General features: G+C 69.1%; 22 protein-coding genes. 8 read left to right on the top strand and 14 right to left on the bottom strand.

Annotated elements, in window-relative coordinates; all coding sequences use genetic code 11:
- Window positions 1-40 precede the first annotated feature (40 nt).
- From Pth03_RS32185 to Pth03_RS32165, 5 genes are all read left to right on the top strand, one after another.
- Window positions 41-487: a VOC family protein gene (locus Pth03_RS32185; RefSeq protein WP_239119524.1), complete on the top strand. Its 447-nt coding sequence runs from the start codon at window positions 41-43 to the stop codon at window positions 485-487.
- Between the two features lie 202 nt (window positions 488-689).
- Window positions 690-1,226, top strand: a complete 537-nt coding sequence (locus Pth03_RS32180; protein ID WP_203948209.1) for a hypothetical protein — start codon at window positions 690-692, stop codon at window positions 1,224-1,226.
- An 81-nt stretch (window positions 1,227-1,307) separates the two neighbouring features.
- Window positions 1,308-2,144, top strand: a complete 837-nt coding sequence (locus Pth03_RS32175; protein ID WP_203948208.1) for a DUF4097 family beta strand repeat-containing protein — start codon at window positions 1,308-1,310, stop codon at window positions 2,142-2,144.
- 339 nt (window positions 2,145-2,483) lie between these two features.
- Window positions 2,484-3,479: an ATP-binding cassette domain-containing protein gene (locus Pth03_RS32170; RefSeq protein ID WP_203948207.1), complete on the top strand. Its 996-nt coding sequence runs from the start codon at window positions 2,484-2,486 to the stop codon at window positions 3,477-3,479.
- Window positions 3,476-4,267, top strand: coding sequence for an ABC transporter permease (locus Pth03_RS32165; protein ID WP_203948206.1), 792 nt, complete (start codon window positions 3,476-3,478; stop codon window positions 4,265-4,267). The genes Pth03_RS32170 and Pth03_RS32165 overlap by 4 nt, the downstream gene beginning before the upstream one ends.
- Window positions 4,268-4,417: 150 nt before the next feature.
- Here Pth03_RS32165 and Pth03_RS32160 read toward each other — a convergent pair whose 3' ends face one another.
- Together Pth03_RS32160 and Pth03_RS32155 are read right to left on the bottom strand one after the other, a co-directional pair.
- Entirely contained in the window at window positions 4,418-4,777 is a 360-nt protein-coding gene (locus Pth03_RS32160; protein ID WP_203948205.1) for a hypothetical protein, read from the bottom strand.
- A 474-nt stretch (window positions 4,778-5,251) separates the two neighbouring features.
- Window positions 5,252-5,776: a hypothetical protein gene (locus Pth03_RS32155; protein ID WP_203948204.1), complete on the bottom strand. Its 525-nt coding sequence runs from the start codon at window positions 5,774-5,776 to the stop codon at window positions 5,252-5,254.
- A 90-nt stretch (window positions 5,777-5,866) separates the two neighbouring features.
- On the opposite strand from Pth03_RS32155, the gene murJ reads away from it, so the two are divergent.
- Complete coding sequence (gene murJ, locus Pth03_RS32150) at window positions 5,867-7,450, top strand: murein biosynthesis integral membrane protein MurJ (protein ID WP_203948203.1); 1,584 nt, start codon at window positions 5,867-5,869, stop codon at window positions 7,448-7,450.
- A 35-nt stretch (window positions 7,451-7,485) separates the two neighbouring features.
- Here the strand turns inward: murJ and Pth03_RS32145 are convergent, their stop codons facing one another.
- A complete protein-coding gene (locus tag Pth03_RS32145) occupies window positions 7,486-8,106 on the bottom strand; it encodes a TetR/AcrR family transcriptional regulator (RefSeq protein WP_203948202.1) in 621 nt (206 codons plus the stop codon).
- Between the two features lie 75 nt (window positions 8,107-8,181).
- Between Pth03_RS32145 and Pth03_RS32140 the strand changes: the two genes are divergently transcribed.
- The gene (locus tag Pth03_RS32140) at window positions 8,182-9,105 is read left to right on the top strand and encodes an alpha/beta fold hydrolase (protein ID WP_203948201.1); all 924 of its coding nucleotides are present in this window, start codon (window positions 8,182-8,184) and stop codon (window positions 9,103-9,105) included.
- 136 nt (window positions 9,106-9,241) lie between these two features.
- Window positions 9,242-10,738, top strand: coding sequence for a carboxylesterase/lipase family protein (locus Pth03_RS32135; RefSeq protein WP_203948200.1), 1,497 nt, complete (start codon window positions 9,242-9,244; stop codon window positions 10,736-10,738).
- A 117-nt stretch (window positions 10,739-10,855) separates the two neighbouring features.
- Here Pth03_RS32135 and Pth03_RS32130 read toward each other — a convergent pair whose 3' ends face one another.
- The 11 genes from Pth03_RS32130 to Pth03_RS32080 all read right to left on the bottom strand — a co-directional run.
- Window positions 10,856-11,602 (bottom strand): MerR family transcriptional regulator, encoded by a 747-nt coding sequence (locus Pth03_RS32130; RefSeq protein ID WP_203948199.1) that lies wholly within the window; start codon window positions 11,600-11,602, stop codon window positions 10,856-10,858.
- A 45-nt stretch (window positions 11,603-11,647) separates the two neighbouring features.
- Window positions 11,648-11,920: a hypothetical protein gene (locus Pth03_RS32125; RefSeq protein ID WP_203948198.1), complete on the bottom strand. Its 273-nt coding sequence runs from the start codon at window positions 11,918-11,920 to the stop codon at window positions 11,648-11,650.
- 47 nt (window positions 11,921-11,967) lie between these two features.
- Window positions 11,968-13,092 (bottom strand): Gfo/Idh/MocA family protein, encoded by a 1,125-nt coding sequence (locus Pth03_RS32120; protein ID WP_239119523.1) that lies wholly within the window; start codon window positions 13,090-13,092, stop codon window positions 11,968-11,970.
- Window positions 13,093-13,109: 17 nt separating this feature from the next.
- Window positions 13,110-14,279 (bottom strand): zinc-dependent alcohol dehydrogenase, encoded by a 1,170-nt coding sequence (locus Pth03_RS32115; protein WP_203948197.1) that lies wholly within the window; start codon window positions 14,277-14,279, stop codon window positions 13,110-13,112.
- Window positions 14,280-14,289: 10 nt separating this feature from the next.
- Entirely contained in the window at window positions 14,290-15,225 is a 936-nt protein-coding gene (locus Pth03_RS32110; RefSeq protein ID WP_239119522.1) for an SRPBCC family protein, read from the bottom strand.
- A 174-nt stretch (window positions 15,226-15,399) separates the two neighbouring features.
- A complete protein-coding gene (locus Pth03_RS32105) occupies window positions 15,400-16,545 on the bottom strand; it encodes a glutathione-independent formaldehyde dehydrogenase (RefSeq protein WP_203948196.1) in 1,146 nt (381 codons plus the stop codon).
- A 50-nt stretch (window positions 16,546-16,595) separates the two neighbouring features.
- Window positions 16,596-17,045 (bottom strand): DUF1931 family protein, encoded by a 450-nt coding sequence (locus tag Pth03_RS32100; RefSeq protein ID WP_203948195.1) that lies wholly within the window; start codon window positions 17,043-17,045, stop codon window positions 16,596-16,598.
- Window positions 17,046-17,123: 78 nt separating this feature from the next.
- Window positions 17,124-17,609: a thioredoxin gene (gene trxA, locus Pth03_RS32095; RefSeq protein ID WP_203948194.1), complete on the bottom strand. Its 486-nt coding sequence runs from the start codon at window positions 17,607-17,609 to the stop codon at window positions 17,124-17,126.
- A complete protein-coding gene (clpB, locus tag Pth03_RS32090) occupies window positions 17,606-20,230 on the bottom strand; it encodes an ATP-dependent chaperone ClpB (RefSeq protein WP_203948193.1) in 2,625 nt (874 codons plus the stop codon). The genes trxA and clpB overlap by 4 nt, the downstream gene beginning before the upstream one ends.
- Window positions 20,212-20,532, bottom strand: a complete 321-nt coding sequence (locus tag Pth03_RS32085; RefSeq protein ID WP_203948192.1) for a chaperone modulator CbpM — start codon at window positions 20,530-20,532, stop codon at window positions 20,212-20,214. Before Pth03_RS32085 ends, clpB begins: the two co-directional genes overlap by 19 nt.
- Window positions 20,532-21,496 (bottom strand): DnaJ C-terminal domain-containing protein (locus Pth03_RS32080; protein ID WP_308442400.1); only part of this gene is annotated, 965 nt, incomplete at its 5' end. The genes Pth03_RS32085 and Pth03_RS32080, both read right to left, overlap by 1 nt.

Here is a 21,496-nt window from a genome sequence, read left to right as displayed (position 1 = left end):
ACCGAAACACGGAGACAACAACACAGAAGGGCGAGCAGCCATGACCGACTCCCGGCCTGCGCAGACCGACGTCCCGGAGACCCCCGACGGCGCCGCCACGCCGCCCGTCCTCCCGGGGATGTTCCTGCTCGAACTCGTCCCGGTGCCCGTCTCGGACGTCGACAGGGCCAAGGCGTTCTACAGCGGCCTCGGTTTCAACGTCGACGTGGACGTTCGGCCGGCCGACGGCGTCAGGGTCGTGCAGCTCACCCCGCCGGGTTCGGCCTGCTCGATCACCCTGACCGAGGGCATCGCCTCCCTCGACATGCCCGTGGGCACGCTGCGGGGCCTGCATCTGGTGGTGAGCGACATCGAGCAGGCCCGCGCGACGTTCATCGAACGCGGCGCGGACGTCGGCCCTGTCGAGGACATGGGCGGCGTCTTCTACGCGGCCTTCGCCGACCCGGACGGCAACACCTGGACCCTTCAGCACATGCCCTGGCGGTAGCCCGGGGGCGCTGCTCGTGCGGGCCACTGTCGCTGTTCTCCGGCACGCCGTGGCGACGGGCGGAGCGGCGATCGGCTTCACCGAGGTCTGCTGAATGCCCGCATGCCGTCTGACCAGGGTTTTCGTGCGATGGCACCATTGCGGCACACATTGGTGCCATTGATGGCTTCACATGGTGCCAAACGTGTGCCATGATGATGCCATGGACCTCACGCCATACGTCGACAACCTCCGGCACGAACTCGCGGTCGCCGCGGACGCGGGCGGAGACGAAGCCCGCGCCCTGGCCGAGCGGCTCACCGCCCCCTTGGAGTCGGCCACCAGGCTCACCCTGCTCAACGCACTGTCCGCCGCCATGAGCGAGGTCACTCGCGACCTGGCGCCGGGTTCGGTCGACGTACGGCTCCGCGGCGTCGACCCCGAGTTCGTGGTGACCCTGCCGCTGCCGCAGGAGCCGTATGAAGACGCCGCGGAATACGAGAGCGCGCCGAGCGTCGTGCACGCACCCGTCACCGCCGCGCCACCTGACACCGACGAGGGCGGCTCTGCGCGGATCAATCTCCGCCTGCCCTCCCACCTAAAGACGCGGGTCGAAGACGCCGCAGGCCAGGAGGGCCTCTCGGTCAACGCCTGGCTGGTCAGGGCGGTCGCCGCAGCCCTCGACTCCGGCGAGCGCGGGCGGCCGGCCCCCCGCAGCCGCCGTCGGGACAAGCAAGGCTTCACCGGCTGGGTGCGCTAGGCGCGCCCGGCGTCGCCCACATCTTCTTCCGGCCGCTCTACCAGCGGGCACACACACCAGAGTCAAGAGGACGGGACAACCATGCCTACTTTCGACACACCCGAGCCCATCTCCGCCACCATCGAATTCGACGTCGGATACGCCCGGATCGTCGCCGGGGAGCGCACCGACACGGTCGTCGAGGTGCTGCCGAGCGACAGCGCCAACGAGGCCGACGTGCGGGCCGCACGTGAGACGACGGTCACCTGCTCCGGCGGCAGGCTGCTGGTCAAGGGCCCCAGGAAGCGCTCGCTGTTCGGCAAGCCCGGCTCGCTCGACCTGCGCGTCGAACTACCGGCCGGGTCGGACGTCGAGGCCGTTACGGCCCTGGGAGACTTCACCTGCGACGGACTCCTCGGCCAGTGCCGGCTCAAGACCTCCATGGGCACCATCCAGGTCGACGAGGCGGGAACCGCTCGCCTGAAGACCGACCACGGTCACATCCGCGTCGACCACGTGGCCGGGGACGCGGAGGTGTCCGGGTCGGGCCGCATCGATGTCGGCGACGTCGGCGGCAAGGCCACGGTCAAGAACATGAACGGCGACACCGAGATCGGCTCGGTGAGGGGCGACCTGCGGGCGAGCACGGCGAACGGCCAGATCTCGGTCGGCGTCGCGCACGCCGGAGTCGACGCCAAGGCGGCCAACGGCGCCATCCGGATCGGCGAAGTGGTGCGCGGACAGGTCGCGCTCCAGACCGCGGCGGGCGACCTCGAGGTCGGCATCCGTGAGTCCACCGCGGCCTGGCTCGACGTGCACACCGACTTCGGCAGGCTGCGCAACTCCCTCGACTCGTCCGACGGCCCCGGAACCTCCGGCGAGACCGTCGAGGTCCGCGCCCACACCGCGCTGGGTGACATCCTGATCCACCGCGCCTGACCCCACGCACCACCTCCCCCGTCACCGACCTCCGTTCCAGGCCCGCTCACCTCCCCGCCGGGACCCCCGCACCCGGTCCGGCGACGCGTTCACGGCCTCTCGGCCGGCCGTCACGCCTGACCGGGATTCCCCGGCCACGTCGCGATCCGTCATGCCCCGCCGATGGGCGCCGCGATTCACCGCCCTCGCGTGCCCGCCGGGCCCAGCGGGTTCACCGATCCCGCGCTTCCTCCCCGCCGAGCCACGACCAGGCGTTCGCGCGACCTTCGGCGCGCCCGGATCCACCGCTCCGCCACGCCGGCGGCAGCACTCCTGATCACCCCACGAAGCCCAGGAGACATGACCACCATGGCCTCTTCATCTGCGACGACACTCAAGCCGGCCATCAGCGCCGCCGGGTTGTCCAAGTCCTACGGCGACAAGGTGGTGCTCGACGGCATCGACCTGCGCATCCCCGAGGGCTCGATCTTCGCCCTGCTCGGCCCCAACGGCGCCGGCAAGACCACCACCGTGAACATCCTCTCGACGCTCATACCTGCGGACGCGGGCCAGGCGCACGTGGCGGGACACGACGTGGCCCGCGAGGGCGACGCCGTCCGTGCCGCGATCGGCGTCACGGGCCAGTTCTCCGCTGTGGACAACCTCCTCACCGCCGAGGAGAACCTGCTCCTGATGGCGGACCTGAACCACCTGCCCCGCCGCGAGGGCCGCCGCCGCACCGCGGACCTGCTGGGGCGCTTCGACCTCACCGAGTCCGCCAGGAAGCCCGTCGTCACCTTCTCCGGCGGCATGCGGCGCAAGCTCGACCTCGCGATGACGCTGGTCGGTGACCCGCGCATCATCTTCCTCGACGAGCCCACCACGGGACTCGACCCGCGCAGCCGCAGGATCATGTGGGAGATCATCCGCAGCCTGGTCGCGGACGGCGTCACGATCTTCCTGACGACGCAGTACCTGGAGGAGGCCGACCAGCTCGCCGACCGCATCGCCGTCCTGGACCACGGGAAGCTGGTCGCGGAGGGCACCGCGGAAGAGCTGAAGCGCCGCATCCCCGGCGGCCACATCCGGTTGCGGTTCGCCGACGTGAGCACGCTCGAATCCGCGGCGGCGCTCTTCGGTTCGGTGACGTCCGACCGCGACGAGCTCACCCTGAACATCCCCAGCGACGGAGGCGTGCCCGCCCTGCGCTCCGTCCTCGACGTCCTGGACGGCGCCTCGATCGAGGCCGAGGCGCTCACCGTGCACACCCCCGACCTCGACGACGTCTTCCTCACCCTCACGGGTCACCCCCGGTCCGGCGACGACGCCCCCGCCCAGAAGGAGAGCATCCGATGAGCTCCATGTCCTACGCCCTGCGCGACTCGATGACGATGTTGCGGCGCAACCTCAAGCACGCGCAGCGCTACCCCGGCCTGACGTTGTCGATCGTCGGCACGCCCATCGTGCTGCTCCTCCTCTTCAACTACGTCTTCGGCAGCGCCCTGGCCGCCGGCATCAGCGGGACGCCGACAGGCGGAGGCTCGTACATCGACTACCTCGCCCCAGGCATCATCCTGATGACGGCGACCGCCGGAGCCCTGGTCACCGCGGTCGGCGTCTGCACCGACAAGACAGAGGGCATCGTCAACCGGTTCCGCACGATGGCGATCTCCCGCGCGTCGTTCCTGACCGGGCATGTCGTCGGCAGCGTGATCCAGACGCTGGTCAGCATCGCGCTCGTCGTCGGGGTCGCGCTGCTCATGGGTTTCCGGCCCAGCGCCACGTTCCTCGAGTGGATCGCGATCGCCGGAGTCCTCACGCTGCTCACCCTGGCCCTCACGTGGCTGGCGGCCGGGATCGGCCTGGTGGCCAGGAGCCCGGAGAGCGCCAGCAACATCCCGCTGCCGCTGCAGTTCCTCCCCTTCCTCGGCAGTGCCATCGTCCCGACGGACTCCATGCCCGCCGGGCTGCGGTGGTTCGCCGAGTACCAGCCGTTCACGCCGATCATCGAGACACTGCGGGGCCTGCTGATGGGAACCCCGATCGGCGACAGCGCGGCCATCGCGCTCGCGTGGTGCGTCGGCCTTACGTTCGCCGGTTACCTGTGGGCGAGGTCCGTCTTCGCCCACGGCGCCACGGGCTGAGCTGTACGACCCACCGCTTCGGCCGTACGGCGGGAGCCGTGCAGGGCAAAGCGGGAAACCCCCGACCGGGACCACCCCGGCCGGGGGTTTCGCATGCACCGTCTCAGATCAGGCCCCCGGGAGACGACTGGGCGAATCGGAGGCCGATCGTCACATGACGGGGGCGCTCGAGTGGCTGTCCTGGTGCTGCCACGGGTTGGCGTGGTCGTTGCCCGCCTGGAACGGCGACACGACCAGGGTGAAGTCACGCATCAGGTGCTGGTTCTGGTGCTGGCGCTGCCGGTTGTGCTGGAACTGCCTGTTGTGGTTGCGGTTGTGGTTCCGGCCGCAGCCCCCACCGCAGCTCCGGCTGCAGCTCCGGCCCCAGCCGCAGCCCCCACCGCAGCCGCCGCCCATGACGGTGCCGGCGCTCGCGGCGTTGGTGGTGACGGCGCTGCCGAGCGCGACGGCGCCACCGGTCAGTGCGGTGCTGAGGGCGAGCGCTCCAGCGAGGCTCTTGAAGTTGGGCATTTGTTCCCCCGTGAAGAATTTTTATCTCTACGCTGAGACGCCTTCCTATTAACACGGAAAACGCCTTTCGGGTGACCTTTGTCAGGTCATGCCTGCATTGTCTTATTTTCCGTGCCCACAGCATGACAAACGGTACTCACCGGGTTTTGTCTGTGCTTATCTCTTTATTGACACCATTGAACCAATAGAGATCGTTTTGATCACAATTGTGGTTTATGTCTGATTTGTACGGTGGGGATATGTACGATATGTCCGTTATCTGGCGTAATGGCCACGGCAGTCGGCGCCACGCAGGCGGTCGTGGACAGGGGTGCCGACTAGGCAGGACCGGGCCGCATTAGCAGGCCGGTCCTGCAAGAAAATGCGCGGCAGCCGAGGCGGGAATTCACGCCGGGGTCGCGTGAATGAAGGAAATCCGCGGCCTCGCCGGAGCCGTTCGGCCCTGTCGAGAAGATGAACGCAACCGGCGGCGGATCACATCAGTTCGTACTGCGACTCGCCTTCCTCGTGGAGGGCCACGGGCAGGAAGTCGGGAACGGTGCGGGAGGCGGCGGCGCGCAGGCGGGCGACCGCCTCTTCGGCCGACGGTGGGGTGACGCCGAGAAGGCTGATGAGTTCGGCACGCGCGACCGGGTAGTCGGGGTCGTCCTCGCTCATCATCTCCTCCATCTCGTCGGCCGAATGACCGTGAAGCAGATCGCGCCAATAGGGATGTGCGGCGATCAGAGTGATCGCCTCCACCAGGTCGGCGGCCATCAGGGTGGCCTGGCCCTCGGAGTCGGCGAAAAGCACCGGGCGGGTGGTGCCGGCCGGTCCGCACAGGAAGTAGGTGCCGCCGGAGGCGTCTCCGGCGATCGCGGTGAGGGACAGCCCGGAGGGCAGGCTGAGTTCTTCGACGGGGTCGCGGCGCTCGATGTCGAAGTCGCCGGGCCAGACCAGCAGGGCGGCCAGTTGAGGAGTGGTCTCGATCCGGTGGAGAAGTTCGTCGGCTGGGGTCATGGGCGGGACTTTAGCGACACGGACCGACACAGACCGACCAAGATCGGCGGAATACTGGCGGGAGGAACTCCGGGCGGAAGGACACTCGGTATGGCGGATCAACCGAGGCTCATCCATACGGGGCGGGCCATGGCGGCGGCCACCCTGGTCTCGCGCATCACCGGGTTCGCCCGCACCGTGGCCCTCATCGCCGCATTAGGACTCGGCACACGCTTACTCGACGCCTACACGGCGGCCAACGTCACACCCAACACGATCTACGAGCTCGTGATGGGCGGGGCGGTCGCAAGTGTGCTGGTCCCGCTTCTGGTCCGCACCGCCGCCGACAAGAGCGTCGACGGCGACCTGTTCGCGCAGCGACTGTTGTCCCTGGTGGTCTACGGTCTCGCGGTGGTGGTGATCGTGACGATCGTCGCGGCGCCGCTCATCGTCGGCCTGACCGTGCCCGGGTTCAGCCCGGCGCAGCACGATCTGGCCGTCGTCTTCACCCGCTTCTTCATGCCGCAGATCCTCTTCTACGGCATGAGCGCGACGCTTGCGGCGATCCTGAACGCCCGTGGCCGCTTCGCCGTACCGATGTGGGCTCCTGTGGCCAACAATCTGGTGGTCATCGCCACCGCGCTGATCTTCCTGGCGATCGGCGGGTCCGGCCGGCTAGTGGAGCTGACGCGCGCGCAGACGCTCCTGCTCTCCGTAGGCACCAGCACCGGGGTCGCTGCCCAGATGATCGTTCTGGCCGTGGCAGGTCGCAGAGCGGGATTCCCGCTGCGGCTGCGCGCCGACCCCCGGGGCATCGCCGTACGCAGGATCGCCGCCATGGCTGGATGGACGGTGGCCTCGGTGGCCGCTGCCCAGGTCGTGTTCGTCGTGCTCACGCGTCTGGCCTCCCAGGCCGGCCCCGGTGCGGTCAGCGTCTATTCCAACGCGTACACGTTGTTCCAGCTGCCGTACGCCGTCATCGCGGTGACCGTGATCACCGGCGTGCTGCCCCGCATGAGCCGGTCGGCCGCCGCGCGCGACCTTCCCCAGATCACCGCCGACCTGTCACAGAGCCTGCGGCTGACCGGCGTGGCGCTGGTGCCGGTCGCCGCCGCCCTCATCGTGCTCGGCCCCGACCTGACCACCATGCTGTTCGACCACGGGAACGCCTCGGCCGGCGCGGCGCACCTCACCGGCGCGGTACTCGCCGCGTACGGGCTGGCCTTGGTGCCGTTCGCCGGTTATCAGATCATGTTGCGGGTCTACTTCGCCCTCGGCGACAGCCGTACACCGGCCCTGATCAGCGTCACGGTCTCCGCCGCCATTCTGGCGACCAGCCTGACCGCCACACGCGTCGCCTCAGGCCCGGACCTGTTGATCGCTCTGGCGGGATGCTCCGCCGTGGCCTACGCACTCGGGTGCGCCGTCACCGCCCAGCTGCTCCGGCGCCGGATCGGCCGCATCGACGGCCACCACCTCATCGCCTCACACTCCCGGATGCTGGTGGCCGGGGCCGTCGCGGGACTCGGCGCGGCCGCCGTCGCCCACGCCCTCGGGCCTTCCGCCGGTTCTGCCGTCATCATCGGTGCGGCGGCCGCCGCCGGAGCCGGGGTCTACGCCCTTGCCGCCCGCTTGCTCCGCATCAGCGAGTTCACGGCGATGACGGCGGCGCTGCGCGTCCGCGGCGCCTCCTGACAAGGCTGCGCTTCGTCGGGGTTTTTGAAGGATTGCTACGGGGACCACTGAAAGCGTCCAGGAGCGATGCGCTCGAGGTGATAGCGCAGGACGCCCAGGGCCTCGTCCGCGGTGCGCTGCCCGAGCAGCACGCTGGTGCCCAACCCCGCGGACATGGCGAGCAGCCCCGCCGCCTCGGCCTCGGGGTCGAGGCGAGCGGCGATCTCCCCTCCGTCCCGGGCTTTGTGTAGCTGGTCGGTGAGGAAGGCCTGCATCTCGTTCGGGCCGTCCATGAAGGGCTGTGTGGCGAGCGCGGAGTCTGTCACCGACAAGACGGCGTATGCGGTGTACACCAGATGGAAGACCCGGCTCTCCTCATCCTGCGGAAGCGCCTGGGTAAGGACGGCGTCGACGACGCGCAGGGGGCTCGCGGCCTGACCCGTCGGGCCCACGTGCGCCCAGACCCGCTCGCCCATTCGCCGCGCCAGGTGCTGCAGCCCGAAGAACAGCAGTTTCTCCTTGGACTCGAAGTAGTACTGCACGACGGCCACGGCGAAGCCAGCCTCCGCCGCGACCGACCGCATGGTGACCGCATGCAATCCCTTGCTGCCGGCGATGCGCAGCAGGGCCTCGGCGATCTGAGCGCGACGCTCACCATGGTCGGCCAACTTCGGCACGTGCCCCCACTCCCTCCGTATCTTCTTTGGTAGTACGAGTGTACTATCAAAGCGAGTCGAGAGGAGACCGCCACGATGACCAGGACCGCCGTCGGCCACTTCGTCAACGAGCAGGCGCGAGAGAGGTTTCTGCAGGCGTACGACGACGCCATGGGCCTGTGGCCAGGTGCGCGAGACGAGCACGACATTGAAACCCGATTCGGCACCGTGCACGTTCACCGCTCGGGCGCCGAGCGGGGAGAGCCGATCGTTCTGCTGCACGGCCACGGCGCCAACTCCTCCAACTGGTACCCGCAGATCGAGGCATTGGGGGAGCAGCACCCTCTCTACGCCGTGGACACCATCGACGACCCGGGCCGCAGCGTCCAGCGCGTGGTCGTGAAAGACTCCCAGGACAACGCCGCCTGGCTGAACGACGTGCTCGCGGGCCTCGGACTGGACAGGGTGCATCTTGTCGGCCTGTCCTACGGCGGATGGCTGACGCTCAACCAGGCGGTCTACCGGCCTGAGCGCCTCGCTTCGATCACTCTGCTGGACCCCGGCGGCTTGGAGAAGGTGCCCGCCCGCTTCCTCCTTGGCACGATCGCCGGCCTGTTCGCGATGCTCGCCCCGCGACGGATGCGACCCTGGTTCGCGCGGGTTCTGGCCAACCATGCGCTGATCGCCCCTGCCCGGCTGATGGCGCCGATCATGTTGAGTACGCGGACGTTCCGCCCGTCTCACCGTCCTTCGGCCAGGCCCTTCACTGACGACGAGCTGCGATCGGTGAACGTGCCGGCGCTGGTCCTGCTGGCAGAGCGCAGCGTCTTGCTCAGGGCAGGCAAGGTGCTGCCGCGTGTGCGGGAGCTGATCCCCGGCGTGTGCGCCGAGATCGTGCCAGGCATCGGCCACGGGCTGCCGCTGGAGGCTCCCGACCTGGTCAACTCGCGCGTGCTGCGCTTCATATCCTGCTCAGCACAATCGGAGGCCTATTCGCGATGCTCTTCCCACGACGGCTAAGGCCGTGGTTAGCCCGGGTGCCGGCCAACCATGCCATGCGCATGCCACGTGCGCTCATGGCGCAGGTCCTGCCGGCCAGCCCGACGTTCCGATCTTTTTCGCGCTCGTGCCTTGAGTGACGTTCAAGGAGGCATTGGTGATCGACAGGGGCGTGCTGGTCCACACGGTAAGCGGGACAACGCGCGGAGACAGAAAAGACGACCTCGCGGTCTTCTTGGGAATTCCCTACGCGCAGCCGCCGGTCGGCGCCCTGCGTTTCGCCGCACCGCGGCCTCCCCATACCTGGGACGGTGTGCGCGACGCGACGGACTACGGCCCGCCACCGCCGCAGTCCTGGCCCTTGCCCGCGGCCATGCCAACCGGAACGGAGTGGCTCACCCTCAACGTCTGGTCACCCGACCTGGGCGGCGCCCGGCTGCCGGTGCTGGTGTGGATCCACGGTGGCGCGTACATCGCCGGCGCCTCCAGCGACCCGATGTACGACGCGGCACCGATCGCCAGTCACGGGCTCGTCGTGGTGACCATCAACTACCGCGTGGGAGTCGAGGGCTTCGCGCAGATCGAAGGCGCCCCGGCCAACCGGGGCCTGCTGGACCAGATCGCGGCGCTGGAGTGGGTGAAGCGGAACATCTCCGCCTTCGGCGGCGATCCGGAACGCATCACGGTCGCCGGGCAGTCGGCGGGAGCGGGATCGATCGCCGCGTTGCTGACCATGCCGCGCGCCGTCGGCCTCTTCGGCCGGGCCATCACGCACTCCGTGCCGGGCGCCTGCTGCACTCCCGCCCTCGCGACTGACGTCACCGCCGCCTTGGCCGCTCGGCTCGGCGTGTCCCCGACCGTCGCCGGGCTCGGCTCAGTCGATCCGCAGCGCATCGCGAGCGCGGCCGGTGCGCTGATGGGCGACATGCCCAGGTACGGCAAGCGGTGGGGGCGGGCCGCCCATTGGACAATGCCCTTCTGTCCTGTGCTGGATGGCGAGGTCCTGCCGGATACACCCTGGAGAGCGCTCGGCAACCGCGGCGCCGTCGACATCGAACTGCTGGCCGGCTGCAATCGCGACGAGTTCCGGCTGTTCATGGCCATGGCAGGCCTCCTGGGCAAGATCACCGAAGACCACGCCGAGGAGGCCCTGCGCAACTTCGCCCCCAGCATCAACGGCGGGCGCGCCTATCGCGCGGGTTACCCGGACGCCACGGCGGAAGGGCTGTTCGAGATCGTCCACGGGGACGCGCTATTCCGCATGCCGACGCAGCGGCTGGCGGAGGCCCATTCGCTCACAGACGGCACCGCCTATTTGTACGAGCTGGGCTGGCCCTCGCCGGCACAGGGAGGAATCCTGGGCGCCTGCCACAGCCTCGACCTCCCGTTGCTCTTCGGCTCCTTTGGCAGTCCCGCGGGCCGATCAGTGCTGGGCGATCAGGAACCCGCGGCCGAAACCCTGGCCCTGGCCGGCCAGATCCGGCGCGCCTGGACCCGGTTCGCCGTCACCGGCGATCCCGGCTGGCCCGCTCACCGCCCCGATCAGCGACTCACCCACACCCTCCACACCACTCCGGCCACAACCCCCTACCCGCACGAACCGTCCCGGCGCATCTGGGACGGGCACGACATAGAGCCGTTTGACCTCCTTTGACGCCGGTCAGATCGCGCGATGTCAATGGGCCGTGTGGGCCGGCCAGTGGTGTTGATAAGTCTGCTCACTGGCCCTCCACTTCAGAAGAAGACGCCCATGACCGCGTGCTGGTGCCCATCACGCACCGTCGAAGCCAACAGCGAAAGCACGCTTGAGGTAGTCCCAGGCCGGGCCGGTGACAAGTCCCTTCGTCGCGGCTTCGGGCCCCTGCCGGTCGATCTTCGCGTAGAGCGCCGAGAGGACGCTCGTGTCAGCCCCGGTCATTTCCCTGACTGTCTTGGACCATTCGCGGGCCAGTTCCTGGACCTCCGGGTCGGCGGGATCCGTGGCCCGCTCCGCGTGGGAGGCCACCCGGCCGGCCAGTTCCCCCATCCGCTGCCGCCACCGGGCGACCCCGTCGTCGCCGACCTCCTCATGCAGTTGCCTGAGCCGCGCGAACTGCTCGGCAGTGAAGTTTTTGGCCTGCATCGCCGCCTCCATCGCGTGAATGAGCTGGTCGATCGATGGCTCTCGAGCCTCGCGCAGGGTGTTGGCCAGGCTCTGCAGTCGCCGCTGAAGCGCGCGGTGCAGCGCCATCTGATGTTCCACCTGGTCGAGTTGCCGGACGATCACCGTCCGCAGATCTCCGCTGTCGCCCTCCAGGACCTTCGCGATCTGACCGAGGGATAGCCTCAGCTCGCGCAGCGCCAGAATCCGGTACAGGCGGCGCACGTCATCGCCGGTGTAGAGACGGTGGCCAGCGGCCGACCGCTCGGCCGGGCACAGCAGCCCGATCTGGTGGAAGTGGTGCAGGGTCCGCACCGTCAAACCTGTCGCTGCGGCAAGTTCGCCGATCTTCAAGCGTCGTTCTGTCACATCGATCACCTGTCAGGGACGCTATGTGCTGACGTCGCGTCAGATGCAAGCGCATCACAGTGTTGCGACGACCCCCTCGAATGCGCCGGCGATCGCCGTCCCGGGCTTGTCGCCGTCCCAGGGCTCGAGAAGCTGCTCATCATCGGCGCCGACCCGCACCGCCGCGGCGTACCCGACCCCGAACAGCCCCTGTTCCCTGAGCAAATGTTCGGCGAGGCCGGCCTCGTCTCCTACGTCGTTGACGACGCCGCGAAGGTCGAGCGCGTGTACTTGATCATCCGGGCAGGCTGACACCCGTTCACCCGGGATGCCCCCGACGCGCCGCATCCGGCGACAGTCGCGTTCGCGGGAGTGTCGCAGAGACACCGCCGACACTACTGTGCGCCTTCCTCCTCGGCGCGTTCGACCTTCGCGGGAATGCCCGCCCATTCCGCGTAGCGGCGGATGATTCGCTGAGCCGCGCCGATGTCCGCGAGCGCACCCTCGATCCCGGTGAGTGGGGGCTCCTCTTCAGTGACGAATCGGTTGAACGCGATGAGTTGCCGCTCGAACGCCTCCGCGATGTCCCGGTAGACCGCCTTACGCTCGGTCGTGCCGACGCGTGACGTGACGGTGAGGGTGGTCGGGGCGTTCAGCAGGTAAGGGGTCAGGAAGTCCAGTTCCAGCGAGCCGTGCTCGTGATGGACGGCCACCGTCTCGTGGTAGGCGGGGTAGCTCGGCAGGCAGTGCCGCCGCAGGCCGTACCTGCCGCATCCGGAGTCGAGCAGCACCCCGCTCACCTCGATCGACGGCGGGAAGACGTCGGCAGGCCAGACGGACACGTGGTCCACGGTGGCGGGCACGCCGAAGAGCAGCCGCATGAGGGCCAACTCCTGGCCGACGCCTCCGAGCACGACCTGGGCGTAGAGACGCCGCAACCGTTCCGAGTCGGTGCCGAGAGCGGCGGTGAGCACCTCGTCGTCGGCTTCGCGTTGCACGGCGAGCCGTTCCGACACCGGCCGGGACGCGCGGGCCCGGGCGAAGAGCAGCTGGGACTCGTCGGACGGATGAAGGATGGAGATGTCCATCTGCCGTACGGCTCCCGCCCCGCCGACCTTGTGCAGTTCCTCCTGCAGCCGGTACGTGGCGGGGTCGTACTGCTTCGCGCAACCGACCATGAGGCGTGCGTCGCCGGGGATCCCGTTCAGCTCGGCCCTGCTGTAGGCGAGGGGGCTCTCGCACAACACCCAGTAGCGCCGGTCGAGGGCGTCCTTCACCAGCCGCGCGTGGGACCCGGCGGTGAGGATGATCACAGCCTCGAATCCGCCCGCGTCCATCATGGCGGCCGCGTCGTCGTATGCCGGGACGCTCAGCTCGCGCCCGAGCGTCTCCGCGTGGTTCCGGTCCAGGTCGCAGACGGCGCACACCTTGAAGACGTCACGCCGGCGGGCGAGCAGCGGCAGGTAGACGACCTGGGCCATCACGCCCAGACCCACGACGGCCACCCTCAGCGGATCCATGCCTCACCGTGCCCGGGCTAGGCCGACAGGACGACCTTGTTGCAACCGTCCAGCTTGTTCTTGAACAGGTCGTAGCCACGCGCCGCGTCCGACAGCGGGAGGCGGTGCGTGATGACGAAGCTCGGATCGATCTCGCCGTTCTCGATTCTGCGAAGCAGCGGCCTGAGATATCGCTGCACGTGGCACTGCCCCGTCCGCAGCGTGAGAGACCGGTTCATGAGCGACCCCATCGGGAACTTGTCGAGGAACCCGGCATAGACCCCGATGACGGACACGATTCCGCCGTTGCGGCACGCCATGATGGCCTCGCGAAGGACGTACGGCCGGTCCGTCTCCATGCGTGCCGCCTGCTTCGTCCTGTCATAGGCGTACATGGCGGGGTTGGGGTAGTGCGCCTCCATGCCTACGGCGTCGATGCACGCGTCCGGGCCGCGGCCGGCGGTCATGTCCAGCAGCGCCTCCTGGACGTCGACCTCCTCGTAGTTGATCGTCTCCGCCCCGGCCCGCTCGGCGATCTCCAGCCGGTACGGGAATCGGTCGATGGCGATCACCCGGTGGGCCCCCATCAGGTACGCGCTGGCGACCGCGAACTGGCCGACGGGGCCGGCGCCCCAGACGGCGATCACGTCGCCCGGCTTGATGTCGCACATCTCGGCGCCCATCCATCCGGTGGGCAGGATGTCGGACAGGAACAGCACCTTCTCATCGGGAAGCCCGTTGTCGATCTTGATGGGGCCGACGTCCGCGAACGGCACCCGGGCATACTCCGCCTGCCCGCCCGGATATCCGCCCAGCATGTGGGAGAACCCGAAGACGCCCGCCGGGGAGTGGCCCATGAACCTCTCCGCCAGCCCGGCGTTGGGATTGGAGTTCTCGCACAACGAGAACATCTCGTGCGCGCAGGCGGTGCAGTATCCGCAGGCGATGGGGAAGGGCACCACCACTCGGTCGCCGATCCGGAGGTTCGGCACGGAGGGCCCCACGTCGACGACCTCTCCCATGAACTCGTGGCCGAGGACGTCGCCCTTCTTCATGGTCGGCACGTATCCGTCCAGAAGATGCAGGTCCGAGCCGCAGATGGCGGTCGACGTGATGCGCACGATCGCGTCGCGGCTGTTGAGGATCTTCGGGTCGGGTGTCTCCCGCACCTCGACGGTGTTGCGGCCCATCCAGCAGTTGGCCTTCATGGGAGCCTCCTCACGCCACCGGCTGCGCGCGCCGCTGCAGTGCCTGTCGTAGTGCCCGGGTGCCTTCGGGACTGCCCTCCGACCTGACCACTTCGCCGGTCTCCATGACCTGCTTGAACCGGCGCAGGTCGTCTTGGACCTGCTGGTCGGGGTGCTCGCCCAGCAGCCGGGCGATGGCGGCTGCCATCCTGCCTCCGGGCAGGTGATACCGCAGGTTCACCCGCACTTCGGTGCCGCGTCCGCCGGGGGCGTCGTCGAAACGCACGGAGCCGCTGTTCGGCACGAGGGAGCTCTTGGACGACGACCAGGCGATGAGCTCGTCCCGCCGGTCCTCCACGATCGCGGCGTCCCACTCCACGGCCCTTCCCGCCGGACCCCGGACCCTCCAGTGCGTCTGCCCGTCGCTCATATCGACCGAGTCGACGTGCACCATGAATCGCGGGAAGTTCTCGAAGTCGTGCCAGAACTCGTACACCTCCGGCCGGGGGCGCCTCACCGTGATGGCGGCCCGCACGCTCATCACGCCCCGCGCCTCACCCTGCTCCTTGCCCGCGACCCGCTGCCGGGACCGGCGAGCTCGCAGCACGGCGTACACGTCGGCGGCGGTGACGGCGAGGACGACACCGGTGACGGCGGCCACCCGGCGGCGCCGTTTCCCCGTACGGCGGGCCATGGCGGCGGAGAGCGACGTGACGTCGGCGGCGTCCCCCGCGAGCCGGCTCCAGAGCCCCACGGAGTGCTTCCTGCCGCGAAGGAGAGTCTCCGCGTGAAGCAGGTTGCGCATGCCTGCCAGCGGTACGGTCGCCCGGGCCGCTGGCGAGTCGTCCACCCCGATGACCCGCGCGACGACACGCGGTGCGGCGACTTGCATCGCCCCCAGGGCCACGCCGGCCCATCCGAGCATGTGTGCGAGCCGGTCTGCCATGGGGTCGTGAGTGTCACTCATGTCGTCCTCGCAAGGCTCTCGCTGTTCAGGCTCGACGTGCCCGCGGCTCCCCTTCGGCGACCGCCGACGCACCGCGGATCAACCCAACTCAGGACATCCAGTGATATATGGCGCCAAATCTCCCTGCTGGCCGTACCCGGATGACGCCGAGACGACACCTCGGCGCGCGCCGCACTACCAGCTGGGATGGATGACGACCTTCGTCCAGCCGTAGTCCCGCCGGTCGAAGTGCTCGTAGCCGGCGGGCGCGTCGTCCAGGCCCAGCTCGTGTGAGACCACCCAGGAAGGCCGGGCCTTCTCCTCGTGGATGAGCGTGCAGAGCTGCCGGTTGTAGTTCTTGACGTTGCACTGGCCGTTGCCCATCGTCTGGCCCTTGAACCAGAACATCCCGTAGTCGAAGGCGATCTCGCCCTCCTTGTAGAGGTCGTCCGGGCTACCCGGGTCGAACGGGAGGAAGACGCCGACGACGCCGATGGTCCCGGTGAACTTGACCGAATTGACCAGGTTGTTGAGCGTCATGTTGGGATGCTCGTGACCCTGAGGGTCGTGCGCCTGGTAGCCCACGCACTCGCAGCCGCGGTCGGCCCCCATGCCCTGGGTGAGCTCCATGACCTGATCCACCGGTGAGGTCCTGGAGTCGTCAATCGCGATCGCCCCGATCTCCTCGGCCTTGGCGAGACGGTCGGGATGACGGTCGACGACCATCACCTTGCTCGCGCTCTGGAGCGTGGCGGAGTAGGCGGCCATCAGACCGACCGGCCCGGCCCCGTAGACGACGACGGAATCGCCCGCCTGCACGGAGGCGAGCCGGGTCGCGTGCCAGCCGCTGGGCCAGATGTCGGCGAGCATCACGTAGTCGTTCTGTTTCTCCTTCGCGTCGTCCGGGAGGACGAGGCAGTTGAAGTCGCCGTACGGCACACGCAGGAACTCGGCCTGGCCGCCGCTGTAGGGGCCCATGTCGGCGAAGCCGTAGGCCGCCCCGGCGATGCCCGACTCGGGATTGGTGGTCAGGCAGTAGGCCGTCAGGCCCTTCTCGCAGTTCGCGCAGAAGCCGCACGCGATGTTGAACGGTATGCAGACCGTGTCGCCGACGGCGATGCGGTCGACGGCAGATCCGACCTCGACCACCACACCGAGGTTCTCGTGACCGAGGACCCGTCCCCTCTCGAGGTCGGTCCGGCCTTCGTACATGTGCAGGTCCGACCCGCAGATGTTGGCCGTGGTGACGCGGACCAGGACATCGGTGGGCCGCTCTATACGCGCATCGGGGACGTTCTCGACATGAACCTGTCGAGGCCCCTCGTAGACGACGGCTTTCATGGCTTCCCTCACAGGCGTTGACGGCGGTTTCCCGATCTCCCTCCTTTGCGCTAGACGAGCAGCTCGAACACCGACATCGCGCGTTCCCACTGCTCGGTGGCGGGATTCTTCTGGTCCGGATTCATGATCTTGAAGGTGCGCGCCAGCGCCAGGGACAGCCCTCCGGCGACCTCCGGCAGGCGCCGCATGACCTCCTCGCTGACCGACAGGTCGAGCAGGGGAAGCCGGGCCAGTTGCTCCAGGATCGGCTTGAGCTCGATCTCCTCGTCGAGTTCGCGGAACCGGTGAATGCTCTCCTGGATGCCTTTGGTGAGGGGCAGATCCCAGGGCTCGATGATGTCGCGGTGGCCGGCCTTGGCGTGGGCCATGCCGATCACCAGGAGGTCGCGGAGTTTCTCGTTGACGAAGTCGCTGTAGCGCCGGAGGTCTTCCTTGTCGACGTTCACTCCGGCGGCCCTGCGGAAGAACCGCTCGAACCTCGGCACCGCCATAAGCACCATGGAAGCCTCCTTCTTGTCCCCTTCGTGTCCGAACGGGCGGGGCCGGCCCCATCAGGATGGTCCGGCGTCTCGGCGATCTCAGGCGGCCAGCGCACCGTCCACCCACTCCCGCAGCACGGGCGCCGGCGCCGCGCCCGCGCGCCTGGTGACGACATTTCCCTGTTTGACCACGAGGAGCGTCGGGATCGCCTGAACCTCGAAGCGGCCCGCCAGCCCAGGGGCCGCGTCGACGTTCACCTTCACCAGCTTCACCCGGCCGGCGAGATCCGCCGCGACCTCTTCGAGCGCGGGGCTGACCATGCGGCACGGGCCGCACCAGGGCGCCCAGAAGTCGACGACCACCGGGATCCGCGAGGCCTCGACGACGTCGGCGAAGTCGTCGTCTCCGGCCTGGGTCACCCATGGCAGGGGCCGATGGCAGTTCCCGCAGTGCGGGGTGCCCGATGCGGCCCTGCCCGTCAGGGTGGTCGAGGTCGCCGGGAGCCGGTTCCTCCGCCCACACTGAGGGCAGGCGATCACGCTCGCAGTGCCGGATGCGGCGCCGGACGGTCCGGCCGTCGTCATCGTCGCACCTCCGGGTTCTCGTAGGTGACCGTGAGCTCAGCGCCGGACATGCCGACACGGATGGTCGCGCCGTCGAGGACGTCGCCGGCCACCAGGGCGCGGGCGATGCGGGTCTCCACCTCTCGGGCGATGAAGCGGCGCAGCGGCCGCGCCCCGTAGACCGGGTCGAAGCCCCGCTCGGCGATGTGCCGGACCGCCTCGTGGCTGACCTCGAGCGTCATCCGGCGACCGCCGAGCCGCGTCCTGATGTCCTTGAACATCAAGGTCACGATCTGCTCGATCTCCGCCTCGGTCAGCGGCTTGAACAGCACGATCTCGTCGATCCTGTTGAGGAACTCGGGCCGGAAGCGCGCGCGCAGCTCCGCCATGACCATTTCGCGCACCTCGGGGTCGATCTCGCCCGTGGGGGCCGCCTTCTCGCTCAGGTAGTGCGACCCGATGTTGGACGTCATGATGATCACGGTGTTGCGGAAGTCGACCGTACGGCCCTGCGCGTCGGTGAGCCGGCCGTCGTCGAGCACCTGCAACAGGGTGTTGAAGACGTCCGCGTGGGCCTTTTCGATCTCGTCGAACAACACCACCGAGTACGGCTTACGCCGCACGGCCTCGGTGAGCTGGCCGCCCTCCTCGTAGCCGACGTACCCGGGGGGCGCGCCGACCAGGCGGCTGACCGTGTGCCGCTCCTGGTACTCGCTCATGTCGACCCGGACCATGTTGTCCTCGGTGTCGAACAACACCTCGGCGAGCGTCCTGGCCAGCTCGGTCTTCCCGACGCCCGTGGGGCCGAGGAAGATGAACGACCCGATCGGGCGGCGCGGGTCCTTGATGCCCGAACGTGCCCGGATGATCGCATCGGCGACCGCCTGCACGGCCTCGTCCTGGCCGATCACCCGCTCGTGCAGGATCTCGTCCAGCCTCAGCAGCTTGTCCCGCTCGCCCTCCTGCAGGCGCTGGACCGGGATGCCCGTCCAGCGGGATACGATGCCGGCGATCTCCTCCTCGGTCACCACCTCGCGCAGCAGCCGATGGCCGCCCTGCTTGGACTCCAGTTGCTCCTCCCCGGCCTGGAGCTTGCGTTGCAGCTCGGGCAGCCTGCCGTGCCTCAGCTCCGCCGCACGGTTGAGGTCGTAGTCACGCTCGGCCTGCTCGGCCTCGCGGCGCACGGCCTCGATCTCCTGGCGAAGCTGCTGCACCTTGCGCAGGGCGTGCCGTTCGGCCTCCCACTGCGCACGCATCGCGTCGGCATTCGCCCGCAGGTCGGCCAACTCGGCGCGCAGCGCCTCCAGCCGGGCAGCGCTCGCCGGGTCCTCCTCCTTGGCCAGCGCCGCCTCCTCGATCTCCAGGCGTGTCACCAGCCGGGTCAGCTCGTCCAGCTCGGCCGGCATGGAGTCGATCTCCGTACGGAGCATCGCGCACGCCTCGTCGACCAGGTCGATCGCCTTGTCGGGCAGGAACCTGTCGGAGATGTAGCGGTGGCTCAGCACGACCGCCGCGACCAGCGCGGCGTCCTGGATCTTCACGCCGTGGAACACCTCGAGCCGCTCCCGCAGGCCGCGCAGGATCGAGATCGAGTCCTCCACCGACGGCTCGTCGACGAACACAGGCTGGAGACGGCGTTCCAGCGCGGCGTCCTTCTCGATGTGCTTGCGATATTCGGTGACCGTCGTCGCGCCGATCATGTGCAGCTCGCCGCGGGCCAGCATCGGCTTGAGCATGTTGCCCGCGTCCATGGCGCCCTCGGCGGCACCCGCGCCGACGACGTTGTGCACCTCGTCGACGAACAGCAGGATGCGGCCCTGCGCGGCGGTCACCTCGGTGAGCACGGCCTTGAGGCGTTCCTCGAACTCGCCGCGGTATTTCGCCCCGGCGACCAGCGCGCCCACGTCGAGGCTGAAGATCTCCTTGTCCTTCAGGCCCTCGGGAACGTCGCCCCGGGCGATGCGCTGGGCCAGGCCCTCCACGATGGCGGTCTTGCCGACCCCGGGGTCGCCGATGAGAACGGGGTTGTTCTTGGTCTTGCGGGACAGGATCTGCACCACCCTGCGGATCTCCGCGTCCCTGCCGACGACCGGGTCGAGCCTGTCCGCCCGCGCGGCGGCGACCAGGTCACGGCCGTACTTCTCCAGGGCCTCGTAGGCCACCTCCGGCATGGCGGAGGTCACCCGCTGGTGACCGCGCACCTGCGTGAGGATCCCCAGGAAGCGCTCGCGGTTCAGCCCATGCGCCTGCAGCAGTCGTCCGGCGGCGCTGTCGGTCCCCTCGTCGAGCAACGCCAGCAGAAGGTGCTCGACCGAGACGTACTCGTCCTTCAGCCGCTTCGCCTCCCGATCCGCCGCATCCATCAGGCGGGACAAGCGCTGGGTGACGTACACCTGGCCGGGTGCGGCGCCGGGACCGGTGACGCGGGGCCGGCGTTCCAGCTCCGCCTCCAGGTCCGTGCGCAACCTCTCCGGGTCCGCGCCCGCGGCGGTGATCAGGCGGGGGGCGAGCCCTTCGGGCTGTTCGAGCAATGCCAGCAGAAGGTGCTCACCGTCGACCTCCGTGTGCCCGTGACGGATCGCCTTGGTCTGGGCGTCGTGGAGGGCTTCCTGGGACTTCTGGGTCAGCCGGTTGATGTCCACGTTCTGCCTCCCCTCGTTCTGGAGCTGATGCGCAGAGCCGCCTCCAGCTCCGCGATGCGGTCGAGGAGGTCCGTCACCAGACCCAGGGAGGCGTAGTTGACGGCCAGGTCCGCGTGCAGACGTTGCAGCCGGCCGGCCGCGGAGAGCTGGGAAGGCGGAAAGCACAGCTCGCCCGACGGACCCGGATAGGCCTCGATCAGGCCGAGCGCCACCAGGCGGCACACCAGCCCGGGATGCAGGCCGGTCGCCCGCGAGAAGGACTCCAGATCCAGGTGCGGGAGCCGTACGAGGGGATGGCTCATCACGAACTCCTCCTTCCGGCTCGCGGATTGAAGGCGGAGGCGGCCGCGAGCTGCTCGTACAGGCGACGGTCCGCGTCGGTCAGCGTGCCGGGCACCATGATCCGCGCCTCGGCGAACAGGTCGCCGGGGCTGCCGCGCGGGTTGGGCATGCCCTGCCCGCGAAGGCGCAGGCGGCGGCCGGAGGAGGTGCCGGGAGGCACCTTGACCTTCGCCTCCCCGCCGGGCGTCTCGACCACGACGGTGGCGCCGAGGGCGGCCTCCGCAGGAGTGAGAGGGAGCAGGACGTGCAGGTCGCGCCCGTCGACGCGGTAGCGCGGATGCTCGGCGATCCGTGTGATCAGGTAGAGGTCGCCGGCCTTGGCGCCCTCACTGCCCATGCCTCCCTGACCCGTCAGCCTGATGCGCCGGCCCTCGGTGACGCCCGCGGGAATGGTGACCGTGAGCGTCCGCGGCCCTCCCCGGCCGGGCAAGGTGATCGTGCGCCGCCCGCCCCGGTAGGCCTCCTCCACTGTGAGAGGCAGCTCGGCCTCCTGGTCGGCGCCGGGGACCGGCCCCCACCCCCGCCCGGCGCCGCGGCGCCTGCGGCCGCCGAACATCTCGCCGAGCAAGTCCCCCAGGTCGACGTCCTCGCCGAACCTGACCTCCTCGGCGAACGGGCCACGGCCCCGTCCGGCGGCCCCCGCCCCGGCGCGGGCCCGGGCGTACGCCGCGGGGTCCACACCCTCGGGCACCTGACGGAAGTCGCGGCCGAAGGCGTCGTAACGCCGCCGCGTCTCCGGGTCGGACAGCACCTCGTAGGCCTCCGCCACCTCCTTGAAGCGGTCCTCCGCTCCAGGGTCCTTGTTGACGTCGGGGTGGTAGGAGCGTGCGAGCTTCCGGTAGGCCCGCTGAATCTCGTCCTGCGAAGCCGACCTCGCCACCCCGAGGATCTCGTAGAAGTCGCGGTCCGCCATGTCACGCCCAC

It is taken from the genome of Planotetraspora thailandica (assembly GCF_016863335.1).
In the GTDB taxonomy this organism is placed as follows: Bacteria; Actinomycetota; Actinomycetes; order Streptosporangiales; family Streptosporangiaceae; genus Planotetraspora; species Planotetraspora thailandica.
Note: the sequence above shows the minus strand (reverse complement) of the source record. Positions and strands in the feature narration are given on the sequence as shown.